This is a genomic window from Campylobacter sp. 10_1_50 (genome assembly GCF_000238755.1).
In the GTDB taxonomy this organism is placed as follows: domain Bacteria; phylum Campylobacterota; class Campylobacteria; order Campylobacterales; family Campylobacteraceae; genus Campylobacter_A; species Campylobacter_A concisus_R.
The window spans coordinates 270,413-295,631 of the sequence record NZ_JH414888.1 but is presented as its reverse complement, the minus strand read 5'-3'; the positions used below and the strand labels follow the sequence as shown (position 1 = coordinate 295,631).

Sequence of the window (25,219 nt, the reverse complement as noted above, 5' to 3'; positions counted from 1 at the left end):
AGATGCTTTTGCTTAAAAATGCTAATCTATACACGCCAAAATTTCTTGGCAAGCGCGATGTTTTGGTAGGTGGCGGTAAAATTTTAGCCATCGGCGAGGGGCTAAGCTTTAGCGTAGAGGGGCTAGAAATTTACGACCTAAAGGGCAAAATTTTAGCTCCAGGTCTCATTGATCAGCACGTGCATATCACGGGTGGCGGCGGCGAGGCTGGATATCACTCAAGAACGCCTGAGATCACGCTTAGTCAGATCGTAAAATACGGCACTACGACGCTTGTTGGCGTTTTGGGGACCGATGGTGTCACTAGAAGCCTAGAAAATCTCTACTCGAAAGCAAAAGCGCTCGAATTTGAGGGCATCTCGACCTTCATCCACACTGGCTCATATGCAAGCCCCTGTGTGACATTTACCGGCGACATCGCAAAGGACCTCATACTAATCGACAAAGTGATCGGCGTAAAGATCGCACTGACCGACAACCGCGGCAGCTACGTCTCAAAAGAGGAGCTTATCAAAATTCTAAGCAAGATACGCATAGGCGGCATGGTCTCTAAAAAAGGTGGCGTGCTTCACATGCACATGGGCGGACTAAGCGAGAAATTTGACAATGTCTTTAAAGTGATAAAAGACTATGAATTCCCAGTTCATTACTTCTCGCCGACACACTGCGCTAGGACAAAAGATCTTTTTAACGAGGCTTTAAAATTTCAAAAAATGGGCGGAAATGTCGATATCACAAGTGGTGGGAGTAAATTTGCCCCACTCCACGAGGTGGTGGCTTATGGCCTTGAAAATGGGCTAAATTTAGAGCGCCTAACGATGAGCTCAGATGGCAACGGCAGCGTGCCTAAATTTAACGAAAATGGCGAGCTAGTGGGATACGGCTGTGCCTCATGTGCGTCAAATTTAGAGGTATTGCAAGCTTTGGTAAGAAATAAAATTTTAAAGATAGAAGATACTTTGGCTTTGATGAGCAAAAACGTGGCGAGATATCTAAATTTAAGTCAAAAAGGCGAAGTGAAAGTTGGCAATGACGCTGATCTTTGTGTCTTTGACGAGGAGTTAAATTTATACGACGTGATTGCAAAAGGCGAGTTTTGCGTTAAAGATGAAAAGGTCGTTAAAAAAGGCTTTTTCGAGTAAATTTAAAGAAATTTGAGCTTTATTTGTAGCTAAAAATATCTTTAAATTTAGCTTCAATAAAGCCAAGTTTCAATATAATCCAAGCTTTATTTCACACACGACAATCCTAAATTTGGTTGTGCGAAAGCATTAATGGTCGTGGAGGATAAAACTAAATTCAAGGCAAAATGCCTAAAACAAGGAGAAACTCATGGTAACTATGAGAGATTTATTAGAGTGTGGCGTACATTTTGGTCACCAAACACGCCGCTGGAACCCAAAGATGAAAAAATTTATCTTTGGTGAGAGAAAAGGTATCTATATTATAGATCTACAAAAGACTATCCGCTACTTCCGCTACACTTACAACATCGTTCGTGACGCAGCTGCTGAAGGTAAGTCAGTACTATTTGTCGGTACTAAAAAACAAGCTATCGACGCTATAAAAGAGTACGCTGAAAAATGTGGAATGCCTTATGTAAATCACCGCTGGTTAGGTGGTATGATGACAAACTTCGGTACTATCCGCCAGTCTATCCGCAAACTAGAAGTTATCGAGACTATGGAAGAAGATGGCTCGATAAATTTACTAACTAAAAAAGAGGCTTTGATGCTTCGCCGCAAAAAAGAGAAGCTTATCGCAACTCTTGGTGGTATCCGCAATATGAAAAGCCTACCTGATATGATATTTGTTGTTGATACAGTTAAAGAAAAGATCGCCGTTCAAGAGGCAAACCGCCTAAAAATCCCAGTTGTAGCACCGATCGATACAAACTGTGATCCTGACGTTGTTGATTATCCTATCCCAGGAAACGACGACGCGATCCGCTCTGTTCAGCTTTTCTGCCAAGAGATGGCTGAGGCGATCAACGAAGGCAAATCACTTCTTGAGCAAGATGGTGGCGAGCAAGCTGCTGGCGAAGAAGTAAGCCAAGATGAGAAAGACGCAGTTGTAGCTGAGGCTATGAGTGAAGAAGACTTTGGCGAGGACGAAGAGTAATGGAAATAACTGCACAAATGGTAAAAGAGCTCCGTGAATCAACCGGAGCTGGCATGATGGACTGCAAAAAGGCACTTGGCGAAGCAAATGGCGACATGGAAAAAGCTGTTGATATCCTTCGCGAAAAGGGCCTAGGTCAAGCTGCTAAAAAGGCTGACCGCCTTGCAAGCGAGGGCTTAGTAAGCGTTGAAGTTTGCTCAAAATGCAAAAAAGCAACTATCAGTGAGATCAACTCTGAGACTGACTTCGTTGCTAGAAACCCACAGTTTCAAGCGCTTGCGAAAGACACAACCGCTCACATCCAATCAAGTGGCATAAAAACAGTTGAAGAGCTAAATACAAGCACTTTAAACGGTGTTAAATTTGAAGAATACTTCAAAACTCAGATCGCAACTATCGGCGAAAACCTTGTGGTTCGCCGCTTTGAGACTATTAGCGCTGATGACAAGGGCGTGGTAAATGGTTATGTTCACTCAAATGGCCGTGTTGGCGTACTTATCGGTGCAGCTTGCGAAAGTGCTGAAGTTGCAAACAAAGCAGCTGAATTTATAAGAAATTTATGTATGCACGCAGCTGCTATGAAGCCAAGCGTTATAAGCTACAAAGACCTTGATAAAGATTTTGTTGAGAAAGAATTTATCGCACTTCGCGCTGAGCTTGAAAAAGAAAATGAAGAGCTAAAACGCCTAGGCAAGCCACTTCACCACATCCCTGAGTATGCTAGCCGCTGCCAGATAGGTGAGGCAGAGCTTGCAAAAGCTACAAAGGCGATCGAAGAAGAGCTAAAGGCTGAGGGCAAACCTGAGAAAATTTGGGACAAGATCATCCCTGGTAAGATCGAGAGATTTTATGCTGATAACACAGTGCTTGACCAACGCCTCACACTTTTAGGTCAGTTTTATGTAATGGACGATAAAAAGACTATCGAACAAGTTATCGAAGAGAAGAGCAAAGAGCTTGGCGGCAAGATCGAGATCGTAAAGTACGTTCGTTTCGAGCTTGGCGAAGGCTTAGAGAAAAAAGTAGATGACTTTGCTGCAGAAGTTGCTGCTCAAATAGGCTAATGGAAATTTTAAGAGCGTCTAATCTAGGCTTTGCGTATGATTATACGCTCTTTAACAATATAAATTTAACTCTCAATCAAAAACAAAGCATCGCGATAACAGGCGTTAGCGGTTGTGGCAAATCAACACTTTTACACATACTTTCAACACTTTTAAAGCCAAATTTTGGCGAGGTCATCTATCAAGATAGATCGATCTATGAGCTTTCTCAAAACGAGCTTTTGGCCATTAGAAGGCTTCATTTTGGCATCATTTTCCAGTCGCACTATCTTTTTAAAGGTTTTAGTGCTTATGAAAATATCGAGCTTGCAAGCATCTTATCTGGCGAAAATATAGAAAAAAATGATCTTGAAGCGCTTAAAATTTCAAGCGTAATAAATCAAAAAGTTGGTGAGCTAAGCGGCGGCCAGCAGCAGCGTGTCAGCATCGCTAGAGTGCTTACCAAAAAGCCAAAGATCATCTTTGCAGACGAGCCAACGGGCAACCTTGATAAGCAAACGGCAAATGAAGTGATGCAAGTTTTGTTTGACTATATAAATGAAAATAACGCTGCCCTTGTTCTAGTCACTCACGACAACGACCTAGCCGCAAAATGTGACAACTCATACAAGCTTGAAAACAAAGAGCTTGTGCAAATTTCTTAAAATTTAGCTTCAAATTTCTAAAAACTACCGCTTAAATTTAAAAAACAAAGTAAAATTTTGTAAAATTAGCAAAAAATTTAAAAGAGCAAAATGGAACTAGTAGAATTTTTTGGAGCCGATAAAGCAATAGTTTTTATGCTTTTATTTGCACGCCTAAGCGGTCTCATCGTCTTTTTTCCATTTTTTTCTCACAATCAGATCCCGCTTAGCGTAAAAACTTTGCTAGTTTTTGCTCTTTGTGTTGTGCTTTTTCCGCTCTCACACACTCATGAACACGCTATAAATTTCTTAGTCATAGAAATTTTAAGTGAGGCATTACTTGGGCTTTGTGCTGGACTTTTACTAAATATCGTCTTTGCCATACTCCAAATGGCAGGCGAACAAATCTCAATGGTTATGGGCTTTTCGATGGCATCAGTGCTTGATCCGCAAACTGGCACAAACTCTCCAGTTATAGCAAACCTTATAAATTTCATAGTTCTTCTTGCTTTTTTGGCACTTGATGGGCATCATTTGATATTGCAGTTTTACTCTAATTCTCTCGCTGTCATACCACTTGGAGATTTTTATCCGAGAAATGGTGTGATGAGCTATGCTATAAAGCTTTTTGGAAATCTTTTTATGTTTGGCTTTGTTCTAGCTTTTCCTATTATTGCGTTATCTATGCTTTCAGATGCTATTTTTGGCATGCTTATGAAGACGATGCCTCAGTTTAACCTATTGGTTATCGGCTATCCTATTAAAGTAACGATTGGCTTTTCTGTTTTGATAGCCATTCTTGCTGGCATTATAAAGATAATAACTGATATGATGATGCAAATTCTAAACGATATGCCGTCATTATTTTTTTAAGTAAATAGCAATGAAATTTATCATAAAATACAGCTTCAAGTGTTTCAAGGAGGGATTATGAAAGTTGCGCTCGTAAACAAAAACCCAGCAGTTTCACGTCTCATAACACTAAGTCTAAATAAAATAGGCGTAGAGTATGTAGAATTTGATGATGTTAATGCAGTAAGTGGTGAATTTGACTATATTATTATTGACAGCGATATGGAGAGCGCTGATGTAAAATTTGACCAAAAAGTGATGTATCTAGCCCCAAGAGGCGGCATAAAGCCTGATTTTGCTGACATTATGCTTGAAAAGCCATTCCTCCCTACCGAATTTATAAATTTATTTGAAGAAAGTAGGGCGGTTAATGTGGCTGGTGATGATACAAAGGCTGAACTAGGACTTGATGATTCCGCAAACTTCGATGATTTTGAACATATTGATGAAAATTATGAAGAACTACAAAATTTTGAGTTGCCAGAAATTGACACAGATTTTGAAAATTTAGCAAAAGAAGATGAAACCGAAAAATTAGATGATAATGTTTTAAATGATGAATTTTTAAAAGAGCACTTAGAAGATTCTAGTGTTGGAGATTTAGAAGATGAAGAGATTAGTTTGGACGAGGCTGATACTGAGCTAATTGACGAAAATAGTGAAGAAACTGAAGCGGCTAATGAAAATGTAGATGATGAATCTAGTAAAACGCCAAAAGCAGAAGAAACTATCGAAGATGGATTAAGCAGTGATTTTGGAGATCTTAGCGCACTTGTTGATGAGATAGAAAATATGGACGAGAGCAGCCCGGTAGATGAAAAAGCTAGAGACGAGCTTGAAAAGATCGTTGAGCAAAATATACAAAATTTAAAAATAGATGAGAATGATGAAGAGCTAGATGATATTAGTCAAAGCAAAAAAGAGCTTAGTGAGATTGATTTGCTTAATGAAGAGCTAAATAGTGAAGAGGCTGATGAGGAAAATAAAAATTTAGAGGATACTGAGCTAGATGTTCAAAATTTAGAGCAAGAAGAGCTAAATATAGACGAGCTAGCTAAATTTGATGATGAAGATAGCCTTGAAAATGAGATAAATTTAGAAGATGAGCCTAAAGATGAGGAGAATTTAGATGAGATCTCTGAGGCTGATGAAGAGCAAATTCAAGTAGATGATGAAAAAGTAGAAGAAGATATAGAAGAAGAGGCTTTGGATGAAATTTCAAGTGAAGAGCTAGAAAATTTAGAGTCTAGCGAGAACGCTTCTAGTGAGATGCTAGTAGAAGAGCTAGAAGATGTGAGCGAGCCAGAAGCCAAAGAAGATCTAGGCCTTGTGGATGAAACTTTTGAAGAAGAAAACGCGCAAGATGATAGTAAAGACGCGGCACTAAGTGAGTTAAATTTTGACGCGGCATCGATAGATGACATAGATGAAAACACGATGTTAGCGGCATTTGGACTAAATGATATGCCTCAAATAAGCTCAAAAAATGATGCAAAAGAAGACTACAAAGAAGAGCTAACTAAAAAGATCACAAAACACGTCCATGAGTCACTAAATGAAAGCTCGCTAAGAGATGTGCTAAAAGATATGAACATCAAGATAAATATAAGTTTCGAGGAAAAGTAGTTGCAAGGACAAATTTTAGTAGTTTCGGGACCTAGTGGAAGCGGCAAAAGCACGCTTTTGGGTCGTCTTTTAAAGGAAGAGAAAGACCTATATTTTTCTATCTCAAGCACGACAAGAGCCAAAAGAGAAGGCGAAGTTGATGGGGTGGATTATTATTTTATAAAAGAAGATGAATTTAAAAGTGGCATAGAAAAGGGCGAGTTTTTAGAGTGGGCGCAGGTGCATAAAAACTACTATGGTACGAGCTTAAAGCCAGTTTTAGCAGCACTTGAAGCTGGAAAGATAGTGATATTTGACATCGATGTGCAGGGCTTTCACATCGCACTTGAGAAATTTAAAAGCTACATCACTTCAGTTTTTATAACAACTGCGAATAAAAAAGAGCTAAAAAGGCGCTTGAAAAACCGCGGAACAGATAGCGACGAGACGATAGAAAATCGCCTAATGAACGCAGTTGGTGAGATGGAGCACATTTTAGAGTATGATTATTTTTTAGTAAATGATGATATAGAAAAGAGCTATAAAGGGCTAAAATCAATCCTTCGAGCGATGAGGTTAAAAAGCGCTAAGATAAACTTAAGAAACGTCATCGACGAGTGGATAGATTGTTAGAAATTCAGGAATTTATGATAATATTTTGAGAAAATTTGATAAGGAGAAAAGATGGGTTCTTTTAGTATTGGCCACTGGTTGATTGTTTTAGCGATCATTGTATTACTTTTTGGAGCAAAGAAGATCCCAGAGCTTGCGAAAGGACTAGGCAAAGGCATAAAGACTTTTAAGGCTGAGATGGAGGACACAACCCCTGAAAAGAGCGAAAAAGTCGAGCATAAAGAAGAGGGTGCAGCTAGTCAAAAGATAGAAGAAACAACTAAAAACGCATAGGTTTTAGAGTTGAAAGATAAAGTAAAAGCAGAAATTTCAAAGGTTTTAGAGCGAGAATTTGTGCTTGAAAAGCCAAAGGATAAAAATTTAGCCCACTATGCGACACCGCTTTTTAGCTTAGCAAAGGAGCTAAGAAAGTCGCCGGCTATGATAGCTAGCGAGTTTGCTGATAAATTTAGTGACAGCAAGATAGTGGAAGCTAGCGCAGTAAATGGCTACTTAAATTTCAAGCTTAAGAGCGAATTTTTAGATGAAATTTCAAAGCAAATTTTGCTAGATAGCGAAAATTTTGCAAAAGAAGATGCGAAAAAAGACAGCTATTTAATAGAATACATCAGCGCAAATCCGACTGGACCGCTTCACATCGGACACGTTAGGGGCGCAGTTTATGGCGATACTTTGGCAAGACTTGGCAAAAGACTTGGTTACGCCATCTCAACAGAATACTACATAAACGATGCGGGCAATCAAATAGATCTGCTTGGCACATCGATATCACTTGCGGCTAAAGAGCAGCTTTTTAACGAAAGTGTCGCCTATCCAGAGAAATATTACCGCGGGGATTATATTTTAGATATCGCTAAGCTTGCAAATGAGAAATTTGGCAAGGAAATTTTTTATGACGAGAGCAGAAACCTTGAGCTTGCTGAGTTTGGCAAGGATATCGTGCTTGAGATCATCAAAAAAGACTTGGCTGATGTTGGCATTTTTATAGAGAGCTGGGCTAGTGAAAAAGCACTTTACGACCGCCTAGAGCCAACTATAGAAAAGCTAAAACGCTCAAATCAAATGTATGAAAAAGAGGGCGCTACCTATATCGCTTCGACCACACTTGGCGACGATAACGATAGGGTTGTGGTTAGAAATGACGGCAGACCGACATATCTAGCTGGAGATATCATCTATCATAACGCTAAATTTGAAAGAAATTTTGACCACTATATAAACATTTGGGGTGCAGACCACCATGGATATATCGCAAGGCTAAAGGCTGCGATAAATTTCCTTGGGTATGACGAAAATAGGCTTGAAGTGATACTTATGCAGATGGTTAGTCTGCTAAAAGAGGGCAAGCCATATAAAATGAGCAAGCGTGCTGGCAATGCGGTGCTGATGAGCGATATTGCGAGTGAGATCGGTGCTGAGGCACTTAGGTTTATCTTTATAAGCAAAGCAAACACGAGCAGCTTGGAATTTGACGTGGATGAGCTTAAAAAAGAGGATAGCTCAAACCCTATTTTTTATATAAATTACGCTCACGCTAGGATAAATCAGATCTTTGCAAAGGCTGGAAAAAGTGTTAGTGACGTGATAAATGCGGACTTTGAGTGCCTAGATGAAAATGCTAAAAATTTACTTTTTGAAGCGCTTATCTTACCTGAAATTTTAGAGGATGCTTTTGCTTCAAGGCAGCTTCAAAAAATACCAGACTATCTAAAGTCACTAGCTGCTAGCTTTCATAAATTTTATAATGAAAACCGTGTGGTTGGAAATGAAAATGAAGATAGTTTGTTAAAGGTGTTTGCAGTCGTTGCTGTCTCGATAAAAACAGCATTTAATATAATGGGAATCACAGCTAAAGATAGGATGTAAATATATTGCTAAAATAATTTATTGATATATTTTAAATTAAAAAATGAAGTATTTTGTAGTGTTTTAAAAGCTATTGTGTTTATAAGGATTATATTCAATAATGAAGAAAGTTTATTTTAATATACGCACAACCTCAAGAGAAAGGATGTGGGATACTATAAAATATTCAGGAGAAATATGTGACGCTATTTTACCACATGATGTGATACAACAGTCTTCTATTAAAACTTTTGCAAATAGCAACAACATAATGTCAAAGATAAAATATGCAATTTCAAAAAAAATAATTAATAAACAAACGATAGACAGAAATATAGTAAAAAGTGTAGATCTAATATATATGTGGGGTGCTTGCCCTAGAGATAATTTTGATAAGGATTATATTATAGAGTTAGATAATCCGTATGCATTATCTTATTATCACACACAAAATTTTCACAACAATAGTGAAAAAATAAAAAAGATTTTAAAAAAAGCTTATAAGATAACGTACCTAAGTGAGGCTAGTAAAAATAATGCGATAGAGCTTTTTGGAGATGACATAATAAATAAAAGCTTTGTGAATTATCCATATATGAATGAGAATTTTAAAAAGAGAGTTGAGAATAGCAATTCTAGCATTCATTTTGTTTTTGTAGGTTTAAATGGTAAATATAAAGGCGGATACGAATTACTTGAAGCTTTTCATAATGTAAAAAAAGATAATATCAAATTAACTTTTGTATCTGACTTAAGTAAAACCATGAGAGAAAAGTATAGTTGTGATAAGAGAATGGTTCTGCTAGATCCTCAGCCAAGAGAATATTTATTGGATATTTTATACCCTTCTATGGATATTATGATTTTTCCTTCATTTTATGAATCTTTTGGAGTTGTTTTACTGGAAGCCATGTCTTTTGGTGCTGGAATAATATCTACAAATACATATGCTACACCAGAAATATTGAAGAATGGTATTAATGGGCGTCTTCTACATCATCCTATTTTGAGACCAAAAATGTTGGGTAAACAAGAAACTATAGTATGTGTTGAGCAAAGAGCTGAAGAGTTTTATAGAAAATATTTACAAAATAATGAATTTTATTACGGACTTTATAGTGAGTTAAAGATGGCAATAGAAGAAGCTACAATTAATTATAAACAATGGCAAGAAAATAGCATAAAATTATTTGAACAAAAATTTTCTCCAAAAATTTGGCTTGAAAATTTTAAAAATATATTGGAGTAAAATGCAATATTTAAAAGAGTATCAAAGTAACAGAGAATCTAGTAAGAGAAATTTCGTGAGTCAATTTATACTAGATAAAATTAATAAAAAATATCTATTGGCTGGTCAAAAATCATATAAGGCTATCTTTTTTGATAGGGTTTTAAAAATTTCTAATATAGATTTAAAGGATACAGAAATTTCTGTGTTGGAGATAGGCGGCGGTGGGGGTGACTACATGATGTTTAATCATCAAAATATTTCTAGGAAAATAATGATAGACATAGACAATTACTATGAGGAATATTTTAAAAGCCTTAATATAGAATTTTATATGCAAGACATATCTAAACAAAAAATTTCTGAAATAAAAGATGGTGTTATCGACCTTGTAATGCTAAATCATGTAATAGAGCATATTCAAAATTTAGATTTTTTTATGACAGAGCTTAAACGTATAATGAAGACTGAATCTAAAATCTACATTAGAACCCCGGATATTAAAAAGGTTAAGTTTTCTTTTTACGACGATATTACTCACATTCGACCATTTTCTTCAAATGGATTAAGACATCTTATGGGTATTTATGGTTTTAGAGAACATATTTTGCTAAATTCAAATAGTAATACTATAAAATTAGAACATTTTTTTGGGTTAAAACCAGGAAGTTTAAAATTTCTGTTTCCAAAAGAAATAGAAGCAGTTTATATTAAAAAGTAGAAAAATTAGATATGTATATACTATCATTGCGGTTAGAACATAATACAACGGTTTTACTTTTTAAGGATGATAAATTATTAGAAGTCGTTAGTCAAGATGGGCATCCATTGGTGGAAGTACCAGATCAAGCCATATTTATATTAGAAAATTCCAATTTACAATATTTGGCGATACAAAATTGACTAATATCAAAAAAATAAAGATTGGCGATTATAGGGCTACTATTATCTGGAATTACCTTAACATCGGTATTAACATTCTTGCTGGCTTTGTATTTTTTCCATTAATACTAAAATATTTGGGTGAAAAAGAGCTTGGAATATTTGGTCTATTTTATAGTATTAAATCCTTTATAGATATTGGGATTGGATGGATGAGTGCCAGTATTATTAAAAATTTGCTTAAATACAACTATTTAAAAGATAGCATTTTTACACTCTCTTTTTTAATAAATAGTTTTTATGCTATTTTTTGTTTCCTATTTTTTTGCATATATGGATTATTAAAAGGGGATATTTTTGTATCCTCTATTTATTTTGGTATTTTTGCAGGCATTAGTTTTGCTTGTTTGCCTTTTTATGAATTGCTTATGGTAAACAATATGCAATCTGTTGTTGGTTTTTTTAAATTTTTATCTCAATTTTTATTTTTTATATTTTCATTTGCTATCTTTTTTTTATCATCAGAAAAAGGTTTAAGCGATATATTTTTAGGACTTTTTATAGGGTCTGTAGCTACATTTATAATGGTTATTCTTTATGTAAAATCTAATTTTAATATTGCTTTTGATTTTATACATATAAGCAAGACTTTATTTAGTAGAATATTTTTTATAGATGGTAAAAGTATTTTTTTAAACTCTCTTTTGCTTATTGCAATATTGCAAATAGATGTTTTGCTGATAGTATATTTATATGGTGAAGAAATTTTGGCAAAATATATGATAATTTACAAGATACCTAATACTTTAATAATGCTTGGCTGGAGACTTAGTGAGCCATTTGGTATAGTTATTTCAAGGCAAATAAAAAAAGATAAAAATTCAGCATATTTGAATTTTTTAAAAATTGAAAAAAAAATATTAATTGCTGGGCTCTTAGTAGCCTTTGGATATTTTTTCTTAGGGCATCTTGTATTAGAAGCCTGGCTAGGTGATAAAATTTATGAAGTAAAATATATGTATATAGCTTCATCAGCATTAATATTTTTATCAATTATTCAGCGTCTATATTTTATGACAAATTTTTATACCAATGGTATGAATATACTAAATCTTTTAATGATTGTAGAACTTTTGTGCAAAATACTATTTATATTGGTACTTTTTAATTATTTTAAAGAAGTAAGTGCTATTTTAGGTTGGTTGTTTGGACTTTTAATAACGATCTATTTTTATAGGAAAAATTCAAAAGGTATTTTTATAGATGCAAAGAGTTAACTTTCTGGATTTTTTAAGGGGGGGGGCAGCATTGATGGTTCTTGTAGGACATATGTTTGTCTTAGTTCCAAATTCCATATTAGCTGAATACACCAATTTTTTAGGACGCGGAGTGCAGCTGTTTTACTTAATATCTGGATATACACTGTATATGATATATAAAACAAAAATTATTACATTGAAAGATATTGGAAAATTTATTCTAAAAAGATTTTTTAGAATAGCACCATTATTTTATATTCTTATTGTTGTGTATTATTATTGTCTTGGTCTTAATCTAAGTTCTTATTCAACAAACAAAGTAGGTGATTTTGTGCATATTTTATTACATTATTCTTTTTTATTTGGATTTTTGCCAGAAACCATGGTTTCTATCATTCCACCCGCTTGGTCCATTTTTGTAGAAGTTGTTTGCTATATTTTATTTGCTTTTGTTGTTTATCGTTTTAAAAGCTATTTATTGTACATAGCAATAATTACTTTTGTAATACATATTTTTTCTATTTTTATATCTAATATTTTTTATAAGAATGATGTTGCTGTAAAAGAGTATATTTTTTTTACACCACTATATCAAATGTTTGTTTTTTTCATAGGCTGTTTAATATACGAATACAAGGATATGTTTAAAAAAACTAATTTATTTTTATATTTAGGAATTTTATTTGGATGTTTTATGCCATTTATTAAGTATAATTTCTTAAATGTATGGGTTGCTGTTCTTTGTTTTTCCTGTTTTTTAATATATTTTTCAAGTAACTGTAATATAAAATTCCCAAAATTCATACTTTTTATAGGCCAAATAAGTTATTCAATTTACTTAATTCATATGTTGATTATAGAATTCTTTGTTAAATATTTTTTGGATTTAAATATTTTTATTGTTTTGATTTTGTGTTTATTATCTGTTTTTATCATATCCTGGCTTACGTATTTTTTTATAGAAAAAAAAATGTTATTAATGGGTAACATAATTTTGTCAAAGTATTTTAGATGAGTTTTAGGTCAACGTCTTTAATATTTATATTTTCGTATTTGTATTTTTGTACTTATATAATGTCTCCTATTATCTTATTGGCTGATAAAAATATTATAGGGGTTTACAATGATCCAAAAGATTACTATTTGTATATTTCATTAGTTTTATCATTTTTTATTTATTTCTTTATAATTCTTGGCTACATAAGGGGGGGGGCAAAAACGAGTCTATGTGATGAGATTAAATGTAGTATTAAATTTAAAATTATTCTATTTGGTGGCCTTATGCAGTATTTGTTTTTTTGTATACTTTTATTTAGACGATATTTTTGCCAGATTTTTTTTTCATAAAGCAATTGATATTTTTAAGGTAAGCGATGGTAATGGTGCTTTTATTCTGATATCTGGTATATACAAATATTGTTTTATTTTTTTTATTGCTTATGTTTTTATAAAGATCAAGAATGATCAAGTGTTATGTAAATTTGATATTGCAACTATTTGCTTTTTTTATTTTTTTATTATTGGATGGGCTTATTTTAACAAGTAGACGGAGTATTGCAGTTCTTTTTTTTAGCATATCCTTTATTTTGGCTTTACTTTATCAAAAAAAGATGTATATATTGCATGCAATGGTAGTTATTTTGGTTCCATTTTTTGCTCCTATTTTGCAAATTATAAGATATGGTTTAGTTTATCAAGGAACTAATGTAAATAGTGAGATTTACAGTGAAAACACCTTTGGGTATATTATTTATTTTTTTAAGCAAATACATGTTTCTTCTTTTGAGGGGCAATGGTTAGCTGTATTTTTAGAGAAAATTAGTTTTAGAGATTTCTTGTTTGGAGTAAATTTTTTTGAGCCTATTGGAAATTTGCTTAGTTATATACCAAGATTTATTTGGCATTCAAAGCCCTATGACATTGGAATTATTGAAATTCAAAAATTTTTAGCTCCGCAAAGCTTTACTACTATTACGAATAGCAATATGCTGCAATTCAAAGTTACTTTACCATCTACATTTATTGTGGAACTGTTATATACCACGGGCATTTTCGGTTGTTTAATTTTTGCTTATGTTATAGGCTATTTGTTTTCCAAAATGGAAAACTTATTCGACAATAATCAAAATAATATTATAATAGTAACACTATATTTTTATTTATATTTATACATGTTTGATTTTGTAAGAGGTGGAAGTGCTTTTTTGGTGTCACTTTGTGTGCCATTGATTATTTTAATCGTTATTACCAGGAGGATAAAAAATGGAGATTGAAAGCTTTTTAGATGAAAAAGTTAAAAACAAGAGAGTTTTTGAAATAGGTGGACTTGGTAGCTTTGAAAATTATTCAAAAAGAAATTTTCAAAACTGGCGATATGCTAAAATAAAAAAATAGCTAAAGCTTTGTATGGTGGAGATATTAATAGTCGAGGAGTGGAATTTGTTAAAAGTTGCGGGTTTGATTATTTTTATTTTGATATAGAAAAAACAGATATATCACAAGAGCTTGGCTATATAGATACAATATTATTGCTTGATGTTGTGGAGCACTTGAATAATGTTGGAATGGCTTTGGAAAACATAAAAAAATATATGAGTGATAATACTGAATTTATAATAACAACACCAAATCCGATGAGCTTAAATAATATTATTAGAACATTATTTTTTAAAGGCTTAAATACGCTAGAGGATCACACAATGTGGCTAGATATTTGTAATGTTAGACAGCTAGCTGCCAGGTATGGATTTGAAGTGATTTATGTGGATTATTTTACTTTTAATCCAGAATCCAATTTTAAACAGATGATTATAAATTTTGCTGGAAAAATAAATAAATATTTTCACCAGAATTTTATTGTTATATTGAAAAAAATAAAATAACAACGTGGTAACTAAATATATTTTAAAGTATTTAAATAAAAAACAAATGATATTTCAGTATGTAATTGTTGTAATTTCGTTAAAATAAAATTGAGGTATTGTGTATATGCTACAATCCAAAAATTTAATTCTATATTCATGTAATGTATGTGCAAACTTTTTGAAGTTGCAAGAGTTTAAAAAGATTGAATTAAATAATAGTTTAAAGGACAATGGTTCGATCTATGTTAAAACACTGAATTATTTGACTAAAGTTGGGATATCTAAGGTTATTGTTAAGCCCATTTCATAATATAGTTTTAACACCTATTGCCAAATTTGTGTTTTTATAAATTTTTAATTTGGATATTTAAAATGACAAAAATATATCCAACTATTCAATATATAGTAAGTAAAAAATAGCTTAGTGCAAAAGGGTGATAATGAAATTAAAATATTTTGGTAATTTATCTCAAAGTTCTTATTGGACAGATAAAAAATTATAGAAGCTATAGAGAAATTTATGATAACAAATAATCATAAAAATATAAAATTATTTGATTTTGGGTGCGGTGAAAAACTTTTTAAAAATATCTTTGATAGGTGTGGTATTATAGAATATACTAGGAATATATACATATATAGATATGTGTTGAGTGTAAAGAAGAGTCTAGAAAAATGTGTGGAATAGTGGGAATATATTCTTTCGATCCAAAAGAATTAAGGGAAAAACAAGCTTCTAAAGTGTTAGTAAAACAATATCATAGAGGACCTGATAATACTAGTTTGTTATCTTGTGGTGATGTTACACTTGGGCACAATAGACTTTCGATAATTGATCTAAGTACAGAGGCAAATCAACCTTTTATTTCAGGGTGTGGCAGATATATCGTAGTTTTTAATGGTGAAATTTATAATTATTTAGAGCTTAAAAGTGAGCTTGAATATGATTTTAGAACAAGTAGTGATACCGAGGTTTTGCTTGCTAGCTACATTAAATACGGAGCAAAATGCATTTCTAAATTTAATGGTATGTTTGCCTTTGCAATATACGATAAATTAGAAAAAACACTTTTTTGCGCTAGAGATAGAATCGGTGAAAAGCCTTTTGTTTACTCTGCTATAGATAGCGGTTTTTATTTTGCTTCAGAATTAGCTGCGTTATTTAGTTTGGGAATTTTTAGTGACGAAATTGATGAAATAGGTGTAGCTTATTCTAATTTAAGAAATTTTTTACATATTCCAGAACCATACACAAAATATAAATCCATTAGGCGGCTTGAGCCAGCTCATGCTATGATAATAAAAGATAAAAAAATAGTAAAAAAATGGTGTTATTGGTCGCCGAATATGGAGTATGATGAGAATATTACCAAAGAAGAAGTGTTTAATGTTGTAAATAATGCTGTAAAAATAAGAGAGCGATCTGACGTTGAGATCGCTACACTTTTAAGTGGTGGTGTGGATAGCTCTATAATAAGTTCATTGATGGTAAGGCATGGTTTAAAACCAATGGCTTTTAGCTTAAAAGCTGACGATGAAGAGTTATCACGTGCTATAAAAATGGCAAAAATACTTGGTTTGGAACTTAAGACATTTGAATACAAGAGAGAAGCTCAAAAAGAATTATATGATAGAATGGTTAAAATTTATGGGGAGGAAGTTAGATTGTTGCCACTAACTCATGCGGCTAGGCTCTATGAGCAAATATCTAGCCAAGGCATAAAGGTCGTAATGAGTGGCATAGGAGCTGATGAAATATTTTATGGGTACGATAATGCAAGAAAACAGCTAATATTTTCGGATATTATTAAATTTGTAGACATTTTACCAAATACCTTTTTGCAAATTTTAGAAAAAATTTGTTCTAAAAGTAGTGACTTAAAATTGCTTTTTGAATTGGCCAGAGTTAAAAATAATAATCGCAAGGGGTATTTATATCAAAAGGAAGCACTGCAGAAGGGTTTTTTAAATTTTAATTATAGCCTATTGCTTGATTTTTGGGCGCAAAAGGTAAATACTAAAAACTACATAGATGTATCAAATTGGCTTGGTTTGATTATTGAAAATGCACATTCAATTACTATTAGCTCAGATTTGCCGCCGATGATGTATGGTATTGAGGCGCGAGCCCCATTTTTGGATGTCAATGTTGTAGAGCTTGCATTTAGAATTGATGCTCATAAAAAAGTTGGCAAAAGTATAAATGGTCAAAATAGAAATAAACTTATTTTAAAACAGGCATTTGAAAAAATTATTCCTAATGAAATTTTGTATGCAAGTAAAAAAGGATTTGGATACGGGATACAGGTAGGACGACAAGAAGAGAATTTGTTCTTTAAAAAAGGTTAATAAAATATGTGTGGAATAGCTGGATTTATTGATTTTTCAAAAAAACTCCAAAAAGAGCAGTTGATAAAAATGGGGGATTCTTTAAAACATAGAGGTCCAAATGATAGCGGTGATACATTTATACAAAGAGATAATTTTAATATTGGATTGTCGCATAGAAGGCTTTCCATCATGGATCTTTCTGAGTTTGGTCATCAGCCAATGAGTTATGAGAATTTAGAAATAGTTTATAATGGTGAAATATATAATTTTAGAGAGATAAGAAAAGAACTCGTATTGTCTGGGTATAACTTTATTTCTGATTGTGATACTGAAGTTTTAATTAAAGCTTTTCATAAATGGGGTAAAGATTGCATTAATAAATTTAGAGGCATGTGGGCATTTGCAATATTTGATAAAGACAAAGACGAGCTTGTACTATGTCGTGATAGAATGGGGGTAAAACCACTTTACTTTTATAATAAAAATGACATAATATTGTTTTCAAGTGAGCTGAAGAGCTTTCATCAAATTCCATTTTTTGAAAAACATGAAAGCAAGCAAGGCTTGTTTTACTATTTCAAGTATGGATACATTCCGTCTCCGTATACAATTTTTGAGAATACCTTTAAGTTAAATCCTGGCCAGTTTTTAGTTATAAACAAAAATGGAAAAATGAAATTTGAAACATACTGGAACGCTCTTGATTATAGTTTTGATGGTGTAAAGAGTATAAAAAAACCGACAAGTGAAAATGAAATTTTGGAACAATTAGAAACAATTTTGCAAGAATCTTTTTCTCTTAGAATGGTTTCTGATGTACCAGTAGGAATTTTTTTGAGCGGAGGCATAGATAGCTCACTTGTAACCGCAATTTTACAAAAAAATAGTACTAAGAGGTTAAATACATTTACTATAGGTTTTAATGAAAAAGATAGTAATGAGGCTATTTGGGCAAAAAAAGTAGCAAATTATCTTGGAACAAATCATATTGAACTTTATGTAGAGCCAAAAGAAGTTTTTGATCACATAGATTTAATACCAGAAATATTTGACGAACCTTTCGCCGATAATTCTGCAGTGCCTACATATATCGTCTCAAAATTGGCTAAGCAAAATGTTGCTGTTTCACTTTCTGCTGACGGTGGTGATGAGTTATTTTGTGGTTATAGCAACTATGCTCCTATATTAAAAATACATAATGCTTTAAGAAATATACCAATGTCCTTTAGGCGTATTATACATTCTATCTTATCTACAAAAATTGGAAAAGATTTAATGCATCATTTTGTATTAAAAAATAAATTAAACTCATATGATAAATATAGAAAAATACTTGAAAGCTTATTGGGCAATAGTATTCTTGATATATTTGATAGCTCTAAAAGCTATTGGCTAAAAGATGATCTTGTTAGACTTTTTAATTTTTCACCAGACTCTTGTAGTATTTATACTCATGATTTTTGTTATAAAGATCTTTTAAATTTAATTCTCTTGTATGATCAAAAGACCTATATGCAAGAAGATATTTTAACAAAGATAGATCGTGCCACCATGGCCGTTTCGCTTGAGGGAAGAGAACCTTTTTTGGATAATAAAATTGTAGAATTTGCACTATCATTACCATCTGAATGGAAATTAAGAAATGGGCAAAATAAATATTTACTAAAAAAGATCCTTTATAAATACATACCAAAAGAACTAGTAGACAGACCGAAGATGGGGTTTGGTATGCCTATACAGCAATGGTTTAAAGATGAGTTAAAGCCAGTTTATCAATATTACTTAGATAAAAAAAGGCTTAATGGTGTGGGTTATTTCAATGGTGAGTATATAGATAAAATGCTAAACGCATATTTTAGCGGGGTTGATATAAACTCGAATAAATTTTGGCTTATATTAAACTATATGAAATGGAGGGAAAAATGGATATAGAAATTTCAGTTATTATACCTACGTTTAATAGAAGGCATGTTATATCTAATTCCATTGATAGTGTATTGGTGCAAAATGAAGAAGGTGTTGAAATAGTAGTAGTTGATGATGTATCTATGGATGGTACTGCTGAATTTATAAGGAAAAAATATAAAGATATAACTGTTATTGAGCTAGAAAAAAACTTTGGTCAAAATGTAGCTAGAAACAGGGGAGCTAATGTAGCTAGAAATAGAGGAGCTAACGCGGCTAGAGGAGAGTGGCTTTTGTTTTTGGACTCAGATGATACTTTAACAAATGGCTCATTAAGACATTTAAAAGATTTATCAAAAAAAATAAAAAGTGATATTATATTTTCCGCATGCATTGATTCTGATGGCAATATCACTTCAAATAAACCTAGTTTTGAAGGATATTTAAACTATAAAGAGTATATTTGTAGGAAAATAAAAGGAGAATACTTGCCTATGGTTAAAAGAGAGACATTTCTAAAGTGTCTTTTTGACGAGACAACCAGAAGAGCACCAGGCATAGGCCATGCTAGGGTTATTAAAATGAGTGGAAATGCATACTTTACAAATTTCGTTGCTAGAAATTATGATACAAAAATATCTGATAGTTTAACAAAGCAAAAAAAAAGAAACTATGCTGAAATGTCCAAAGTTTGGAGTATTATACTAAAAGAACAAGGCTTGGATATGATAAGCGCATCCATTAAAGTATTTTTTATCAGTCTTGCTAAGTATTGTTATTACAAGTTTTTTTCTTTGGTAAGAAAATGACCAGAACAGTGCAAATTCGATATGATATACTGCAACTTTTAAGAGCATACGCAGCTTTTTTAGTGATATATGAACATCTTTTTGGCTCTTATATTGACCTTGTTTTAAAGCAATATAACTTCTATTCATATAATATATCAAAATTTATTTTTCATCCGTTTGGCATCATAGATCATGGAGGTGGGCTTGGTGTAGTACAGTTTTTTGTTTTGAGTGGTTTTGTAATAAGCATGGTTGCAACTAGAGAAAGTAGAATTGAGTTTGCAATAAAGAGAATTTTTAGAATTTTTCCACCCATATTTTTTTCTCTATTCTTAATATCAATAATATATTGGGTACTTTATTTTTTAAATTTGACAAATTTTATTGATATGTATAGCAATGCTTGGCCAAGTCTTGTACCATGGGATAATTTTACTTTTTCTTATTTTTTAAAGAATTTATTTTTATTTAAAGTCGATTTAAATATGGTTATGTGGACTTTAAGAATTGAAATAACATTCTACGTAATTATTTTTATTTGTTTACCATATATTAAAAAAAAGCCAAATAGTTTTTTTATTTTTATAGTTATATTCTTTATCTTGCTTTACTTTATAGAATTTAGTTCAGATAGTGTTTTTTATAAAATACAGAGAGAATTAAAATATCTACAATACCTATTTTTAGGTAGTTTAATGTTTTTTTGGTTGAGTAAACGCATAAATGTGATAAATTTTGTAATTTTTTCATCCATTTTATTTTTCTTGTTACACGAACAGTCATTGTTTAGGTATATATTTTTATCATATTTGTTACTTTTTATAGGTGTATATTTTAATAATAAGATTAATGTTCCAAACTTTTTACTTTATCTTGGGGATATAAGTTATTCAACATATTTAAATCATCAAACTATATGTACGATTTTAATTGGTATATTAATTAGTAAAATTGGCTATAGTGATGAAAAAATGGTTTTTTATTTTTTGGTAATGTTGGTCCTAATTTTTTCGATTAGCGCCTTTTCGTATAAATTTATTGAAAAACCTTGTCAAGTTCTTGCAAGAAGATTGCTGTGTAGATTAAAAAATGAGTGATACAGTTATTTTAATAAACTCTCTTGGCGGCGGTGGTGCAGAGAGGGTCGTTAGTACATTATTAAACGAGTTGTGCTTTGAATATGAATGTTATCTAATCTTATTAGAAAATAACATAGACTATCCTCTTGATGATAGAATAAATGTTATTTGTTTAAACGAAGATGTAAATTTAAGTGGCGTAAAAAAACTAATCAGGCTTCCATTTTTGTCCTTTAAGCTAGCTAAAATCATTAAAAAATTTGGCTTTAATCAGGTAACAAGCTTTTTGTATAGGGCAAATTATATAAATATATTATCTAGTTTTTTTGCAAAACATAGGGTTGTTATTAGCGAGAGAATAGCTCCTAGTGCGATGTATCGTAATAATTCTCTCGAAGATATGATTAGTAAAATTTTATTAAGAACTCTATATAAAAAGGCAGACTTGATAATATCGGTTTCAAAAGCAATAGAATTTGACTTGATTGAAACTTTTAATATTGGTGTTAAACAGGTGGTAATTTATAATCCATATGATATAGAGAGTATAAACAATAAGGCCAACGAAAAAGTTGGCGTTGATATTGACAAGAAAAGCATAATCGCAGTTGGAACATTGTGCGATAGGAAAAATCAGCAGTTGATATTAAGATCATTTGCAAGAATAGCTGATAACGACTATATATTATATCTACTGGGAAAAGGCGAAAATGAGAGTAAACTAAAAGTTCTTGCAAGAGAGCTTGGTATTGCCACGAGGGTTGTTTTTTTGGGTTTTGATAATAATCCATATAAATATCTTTCAAAATGCAGTATATTTATACTCGGGTCAAATGCTGAAGGCTTTCCAAATGTGCTGGCAGAGGCAATGGCTTGTGGATGTGCAGTTATAAGCACGGATTGTCTTAGTGGTCCAAGGGAGATTTTAGCGCCAAAAAGCGATATTAAATTTGAATTAAGAGATGATATTGAGCTTGCAGAATTTGGAGTGTTGGTGCCGGTGCAAGATGAGGTAAATTTGACAAAAGCGATAGAAGTTGTAATAGGTGATAATGAGTTAAGGGGGAAGTACCGACAAGTTGCCAAAGAAAGGGCTAATGACTTTAACATTGATGGTATTATAAAACGATACAAGGAAGTGATATGTGTGGGTTAGTTGGCTTTTTAGATAAAAATAAAAATGAGCAAATTTTAGTAGATATGCTAGAGATGCAGGCATATCGCGGCCCAGATGATAGAGGTGTTTTTTTTGATGAAAAAAGTGGCGTTCACCTTGGCCACAACCGCCTATCTATAATGGATCTAAGCTCAAATGGACACCAGCCTTTTGTGAGTGATTGCGGTGGATATGTGATAGTTTTTAATGGAGAAGTTTATAACTTTAAAGCTATAAAGGAAGAGCTATTAGCCCTTGGCTATAAATTTGTATCAAATTCTGATACCGAAGTTATTTTATACTCTTATAAAGAGTGGGGTGATGAGTGTCTTGCTAAATTTATAGGAATGTTTGCATTTGCTATTTTGGATAAAAATAAAAATGAGCTATTCTTATGCCGTGATAGAGCTGGCGTAAAACCACTTTATTACTATTTTGATGGTATAAATTTTATTTTTTCTTCTGAGATCAAATCTTTTCACAAGCATCCAAAATTTAAGAAAGAGCAAAATTTAGATGCGCTAGCTTATTTTTTTCAGTTTGGCTACATTCCTGCGCCTTATAGTATTTTTAAGGATTGTTTTAAACTTCCTGCTGGTTGTTATTTAAAATTTGATATTGTCAAAACAACATTTAAAATAACAAAATATTGGGATGTAGGATATTTTTATGCACAGCCAAAATTTAATAAAAATGAGAGTGAAATTTTAAACGAACTTGAAGGTCTTTTAGACAGTGCAATAAATTTACGTACTATTGCTGATGTGCCAGTTGGCGTCTTTTTAAGTGGCGGATATGATAGCTCACTGGTGGCTGCTTTACTAAGCAAAACGCAAAAGATTGATACATTTACCATAGGTTTTGATGACGCTAGATTTAACGAGGCTGCTCACGCAAAGCAAGTGGCCACACACTTTGGTACAAATCATCATGAGTATTATATAAATGAAGCCGACATGCTTTCATATATCGACACTCTTTCTTTCTTTTATGATGAGCCTTTTGGGGATAGCTCTGCGGTAGCGACCATGGCAGTTTCAAAAATGTCAAAACAAGATGTAACAGTTGCACTTAGCGCAGATGGTGGAGATGAACATTTTTGTGGATATAGTAAGTATTTCTTTTTACATAAATTTCAGGGTATTTTTTCTGCTTCGCTCAAGAAAAATTTGTTTAAATTTGGACTAAATTTAATAAATGAAAAAGTAGCTGACATTGCAAATCAAGCCCTGCCAAATAATATCCGCCAGACAAATTTCAGAGATAAATTTCTAAAGTTAAAAAGAGCTATAAATAGTAAAAATTTAGACGAAATGTTTATAAATGCAAGTAGCTATGTAGATAGGTCGGACGTAACTAAATTTCTAAAAATAGGGCTAAAACAAGAGTATATGAATGTGTGGAAAAATGAGCTCAATCTTGATTTTTTAGATCATATGATGATGTGTGATTATAAATTTTTTATGTGTGATGATGTGCTTACAAAAGTTGATCGCGCCACAATGAGTGTTAGTTTAGAGGGACGTGAGCCACTATTAGATCATCGTTTGATAGAGTATTTGGCACGCGTTCCAGTAAGTATAAAATATAAGAATAATCAGCCAAAATATTTGCTAAGACAAATTCTGTACAAATATATCCCAAAAGATATAATAGACAAGCCAAAATCAGGCTTTCAGATCCCACTTGCAAAGTGGCTAAGAGGTGATCTAAGATGGCTTGTTGAAGAGAATCTGGACTCTAGGGCTTTAAATGATGAGATATTTGATATAAAACAAATACAAAATTTAAAAGATAGATTTTATGCTGGAGAAGAGCTTCAAAGTCTTATTTGGTTTATGGTGGTTTATCAAATGTGGAAAAGGAGATGGCTTGAGTAAAAGCGTCTTTATAGTGACAAATAGCGCTTGGAGTGGGTACAACTTTAGACTGAGCCTTGCAAATCACCTAAAGAAAAACGGCTTTAAAGTGTCGTTTGTTGTTCCGTTTGATGAAAAATACTCAACTTTATTGGAAGAAAAATTCGAAGTTTTTCATATAAATTTTGATGCAAAAGGGATAAATCCGTTAGTTGATCTAAAAACTTTTTTTAGTTTGCTAGCCCTTTATAAAAAGGAGAAGCCAGCTTGTGTCTTAAATTTTACTATTAAGCCAAATATTTATAGCTCACTTGCTTGTAAAATTTTAGGTATTTGTTGTGTTAGCAATATCACAGGGCTTGGAACAGTTTTTATAAAACAAAGTTTTGTCACAAGCATAGTTAAATTTCTTTATAAGATATCGCTAAATGCAAATAAGGTTGTATTCTTTCAAAATTTAGACGATAAAGATCTATTTGTAAATTTGGGCCTTATTTCAAAAGGAAAATGCGACCTCCTACCAGGAAGTGGTGTAGATATAAATAAATTTGCCCCAAGACAAGAGAGCAAAAGCGACGAAAAATTTAAATTTTTATGTGTAGCAAGACTTATAAAAGATAAAGGTATTGTTGAGTTAGTTGAGGCTGGTAAAATTTTAAGAAAAAAAAGAGATGATTTTAAGATTTTGCTGCTTGGAGAAAAAAATGTCAAAAATAATACTGCCATTAGCGACGAAGAGTTAAATTTGTGGCTTAAAAACGACTTTTTGGACTATCTTGGTATGAGCGATGATGTAAGTAAGGTTGTAGCTAGTGCTGAGTGCGTCGTGCTGGCATCGTACAAAGAGGGAATGTCAAAAAGTTTATTAGAGGCCGCGTCCATGGCAAAGCCATTAATAGCTACAAATGTTAGTGGCTGTAAAGAAATAGTAGACGATGGAGTAAATGGCTTTTTGTGTGAGCCAAAAAGCTCTATAGACCTCGCTGAAAAAATGGAAAAAATTTTAAATCTTGACAAAAGTATTCTTGAAAAAATGGGTAAAAATGGCAGAGAAAAGATGATTTTATCTTTTGATGAGAATATTGTCCTAGAAAAATATACGAAAGCTATTATGGACTAAAC

Annotated in this window: 23 protein-coding genes; all 23 read left to right on the top strand. The window is 32.5% G+C overall.

Features of this window, described 5'->3' with window-relative positions; genetic code table 11:
- Nucleotides 1–2 precede the first annotated feature (2 nt).
- A complete protein-coding gene (gene iadA, locus HMPREF1019_RS05750) occupies nucleotides 3–1,142 on the top strand; it encodes a beta-aspartyl-peptidase (RefSeq protein ID WP_009294766.1) in 1,140 nt (379 codons plus the stop codon).
- Between the two features lie 190 nt (nucleotides 1,143–1,332).
- The gene (gene rpsB / locus HMPREF1019_RS05745) at nucleotides 1,333–2,121 is read left to right on the top strand and encodes a 30S ribosomal protein S2 (protein ID WP_002941277.1); all 789 of its coding nucleotides are present in this window, start codon (nucleotides 1,333–1,335) and stop codon (nucleotides 2,119–2,121) included.
- Complete coding sequence (gene tsf / locus HMPREF1019_RS05740) at nucleotides 2,121–3,185, top strand: translation elongation factor Ts (RefSeq protein ID WP_002941206.1); 1,065 nt, start codon at nucleotides 2,121–2,123, stop codon at nucleotides 3,183–3,185. Before rpsB ends, tsf begins: the two co-directional genes overlap by 1 nt.
- On the top strand, nucleotides 3,185–3,829 hold the full coding sequence (locus HMPREF1019_RS05735; RefSeq protein ID WP_002941236.1) for an ABC transporter ATP-binding protein: 645 nt from the start codon (nucleotides 3,185–3,187) through the stop codon (nucleotides 3,827–3,829). Before tsf ends, HMPREF1019_RS05735 begins: the two co-directional genes overlap by 1 nt.
- Nucleotides 3,830–3,919: 90 nt before the next feature.
- A complete protein-coding gene (gene fliR, locus HMPREF1019_RS05730; protein ID WP_009294765.1) occupies nucleotides 3,920–4,681 on the top strand; it encodes a flagellar biosynthetic protein FliR in 762 nt (253 codons plus the stop codon).
- 57 nt (nucleotides 4,682–4,738) lie between these two features.
- Nucleotides 4,739–6,286, top strand: coding sequence for a hypothetical protein (locus HMPREF1019_RS05725; protein ID WP_009294764.1), 1,548 nt, complete (start codon nucleotides 4,739–4,741; stop codon nucleotides 6,284–6,286).
- The gene (gmk, locus tag HMPREF1019_RS05720) at nucleotides 6,287–6,898 is read left to right on the top strand and encodes a guanylate kinase (RefSeq protein ID WP_009294763.1); all 612 of its coding nucleotides are present in this window, start codon (nucleotides 6,287–6,289) and stop codon (nucleotides 6,896–6,898) included.
- 51 nt (nucleotides 6,899–6,949) lie between these two features.
- Entirely contained in the window at nucleotides 6,950–7,171 is a 222-nt protein-coding gene (gene tatA / locus HMPREF1019_RS05715) for a twin-arginine translocase TatA/TatE family subunit (protein ID WP_009294762.1), read from the top strand.
- Between the two features lie 9 nt (nucleotides 7,172–7,180).
- Complete coding sequence (argS, locus tag HMPREF1019_RS05710) at nucleotides 7,181–8,764, top strand: arginine--tRNA ligase (protein WP_009294761.1); 1,584 nt, start codon at nucleotides 7,181–7,183, stop codon at nucleotides 8,762–8,764.
- A gap of 100 nt (nucleotides 8,765–8,864) precedes the next feature.
- Nucleotides 8,865–9,992, top strand: coding sequence for a glycosyltransferase family 4 protein (locus HMPREF1019_RS05705; RefSeq protein ID WP_009294760.1), 1,128 nt, complete (start codon nucleotides 8,865–8,867; stop codon nucleotides 9,990–9,992).
- A gap of 1 nt (nucleotide 9,993) precedes the next feature.
- Nucleotides 9,994–10,692: a class I SAM-dependent methyltransferase gene (locus HMPREF1019_RS05700; protein WP_009294759.1), complete on the top strand. Its 699-nt coding sequence runs from the start codon at nucleotides 9,994–9,996 to the stop codon at nucleotides 10,690–10,692.
- A 178-nt stretch (nucleotides 10,693–10,870) separates the two neighbouring features.
- Nucleotides 10,871–12,130, top strand: coding sequence for a lipopolysaccharide biosynthesis protein (locus HMPREF1019_RS05695; protein WP_009294758.1), 1,260 nt, complete (start codon nucleotides 10,871–10,873; stop codon nucleotides 12,128–12,130).
- Nucleotides 12,117–13,127, top strand: coding sequence for an acyltransferase family protein (locus HMPREF1019_RS05690; RefSeq protein WP_009294757.1), 1,011 nt, complete (start codon nucleotides 12,117–12,119; stop codon nucleotides 13,125–13,127). The genes HMPREF1019_RS05695 and HMPREF1019_RS05690 overlap by 14 nt, the downstream gene beginning before the upstream one ends.
- Nucleotides 13,128–13,572: 445 nt before the next feature.
- The gene (locus tag HMPREF1019_RS05685; protein WP_009294756.1) at nucleotides 13,573–14,385 is read left to right on the top strand and encodes a hypothetical protein; all 813 of its coding nucleotides are present in this window, start codon (nucleotides 13,573–13,575) and stop codon (nucleotides 14,383–14,385) included.
- The gene (locus HMPREF1019_RS10515; protein ID WP_009294755.1) at nucleotides 14,375–14,506 is read left to right on the top strand and encodes a hypothetical protein; all 132 of its coding nucleotides are present in this window, start codon (nucleotides 14,375–14,377) and stop codon (nucleotides 14,504–14,506) included. The genes HMPREF1019_RS05685 and HMPREF1019_RS10515 overlap by 11 nt, the downstream gene beginning before the upstream one ends.
- Before the next feature lie 8 nt (nucleotides 14,507–14,514).
- Complete coding sequence (locus tag HMPREF1019_RS05680; RefSeq protein WP_009294754.1) at nucleotides 14,515–14,994, top strand: methyltransferase domain-containing protein; 480 nt, start codon at nucleotides 14,515–14,517, stop codon at nucleotides 14,992–14,994.
- Between the two features lie 657 nt (nucleotides 14,995–15,651).
- Nucleotides 15,652–17,325: an asparagine synthase (glutamine-hydrolyzing) gene (gene asnB, locus HMPREF1019_RS05675; RefSeq protein ID WP_009294751.1), complete on the top strand. Its 1,674-nt coding sequence runs from the start codon at nucleotides 15,652–15,654 to the stop codon at nucleotides 17,323–17,325.
- Nucleotides 17,326–17,331: 6 nt separating this feature from the next.
- Complete coding sequence (gene asnB / locus HMPREF1019_RS05670) at nucleotides 17,332–19,239, top strand: asparagine synthase (glutamine-hydrolyzing) (protein ID WP_009294750.1); 1,908 nt, start codon at nucleotides 17,332–17,334, stop codon at nucleotides 19,237–19,239.
- Entirely contained in the window at nucleotides 19,230–20,021 is a 792-nt protein-coding gene (locus HMPREF1019_RS09705; RefSeq protein ID WP_009294749.1) for a glycosyltransferase family 2 protein, read from the top strand. Before asnB (HMPREF1019_RS05670) ends, HMPREF1019_RS09705 begins: the two co-directional genes overlap by 10 nt.
- Nucleotides 20,018–21,100 carry an acyltransferase family protein gene (locus HMPREF1019_RS05660; RefSeq protein ID WP_009294748.1) on the top strand — a complete coding sequence of 361 codons (1,083 nt, stop codon included), beginning with the start codon at nucleotides 20,018–20,020 and terminating at the stop codon, nucleotides 21,098–21,100. The genes HMPREF1019_RS09705 and HMPREF1019_RS05660 overlap by 4 nt, the downstream gene beginning before the upstream one ends.
- Nucleotides 21,093–22,238, top strand: a complete 1,146-nt coding sequence (locus HMPREF1019_RS05655) for a glycosyltransferase (protein ID WP_009294747.1) — start codon at nucleotides 21,093–21,095, stop codon at nucleotides 22,236–22,238. The genes HMPREF1019_RS05660 and HMPREF1019_RS05655 overlap by 8 nt, the downstream gene beginning before the upstream one ends.
- A complete protein-coding gene (asnB, locus tag HMPREF1019_RS05650; RefSeq protein ID WP_009294746.1) occupies nucleotides 22,226–24,118 on the top strand; it encodes an asparagine synthase (glutamine-hydrolyzing) in 1,893 nt (630 codons plus the stop codon). Before HMPREF1019_RS05655 ends, asnB (HMPREF1019_RS05650) begins: the two co-directional genes overlap by 13 nt.
- Complete coding sequence (locus HMPREF1019_RS05645; protein ID WP_009294745.1) at nucleotides 24,111–25,217, top strand: glycosyltransferase family 4 protein; 1,107 nt, start codon at nucleotides 24,111–24,113, stop codon at nucleotides 25,215–25,217. Before asnB (HMPREF1019_RS05650) ends, HMPREF1019_RS05645 begins: the two co-directional genes overlap by 8 nt.
- Nucleotides 25,218–25,219: the final 2 nt, after the last annotated feature.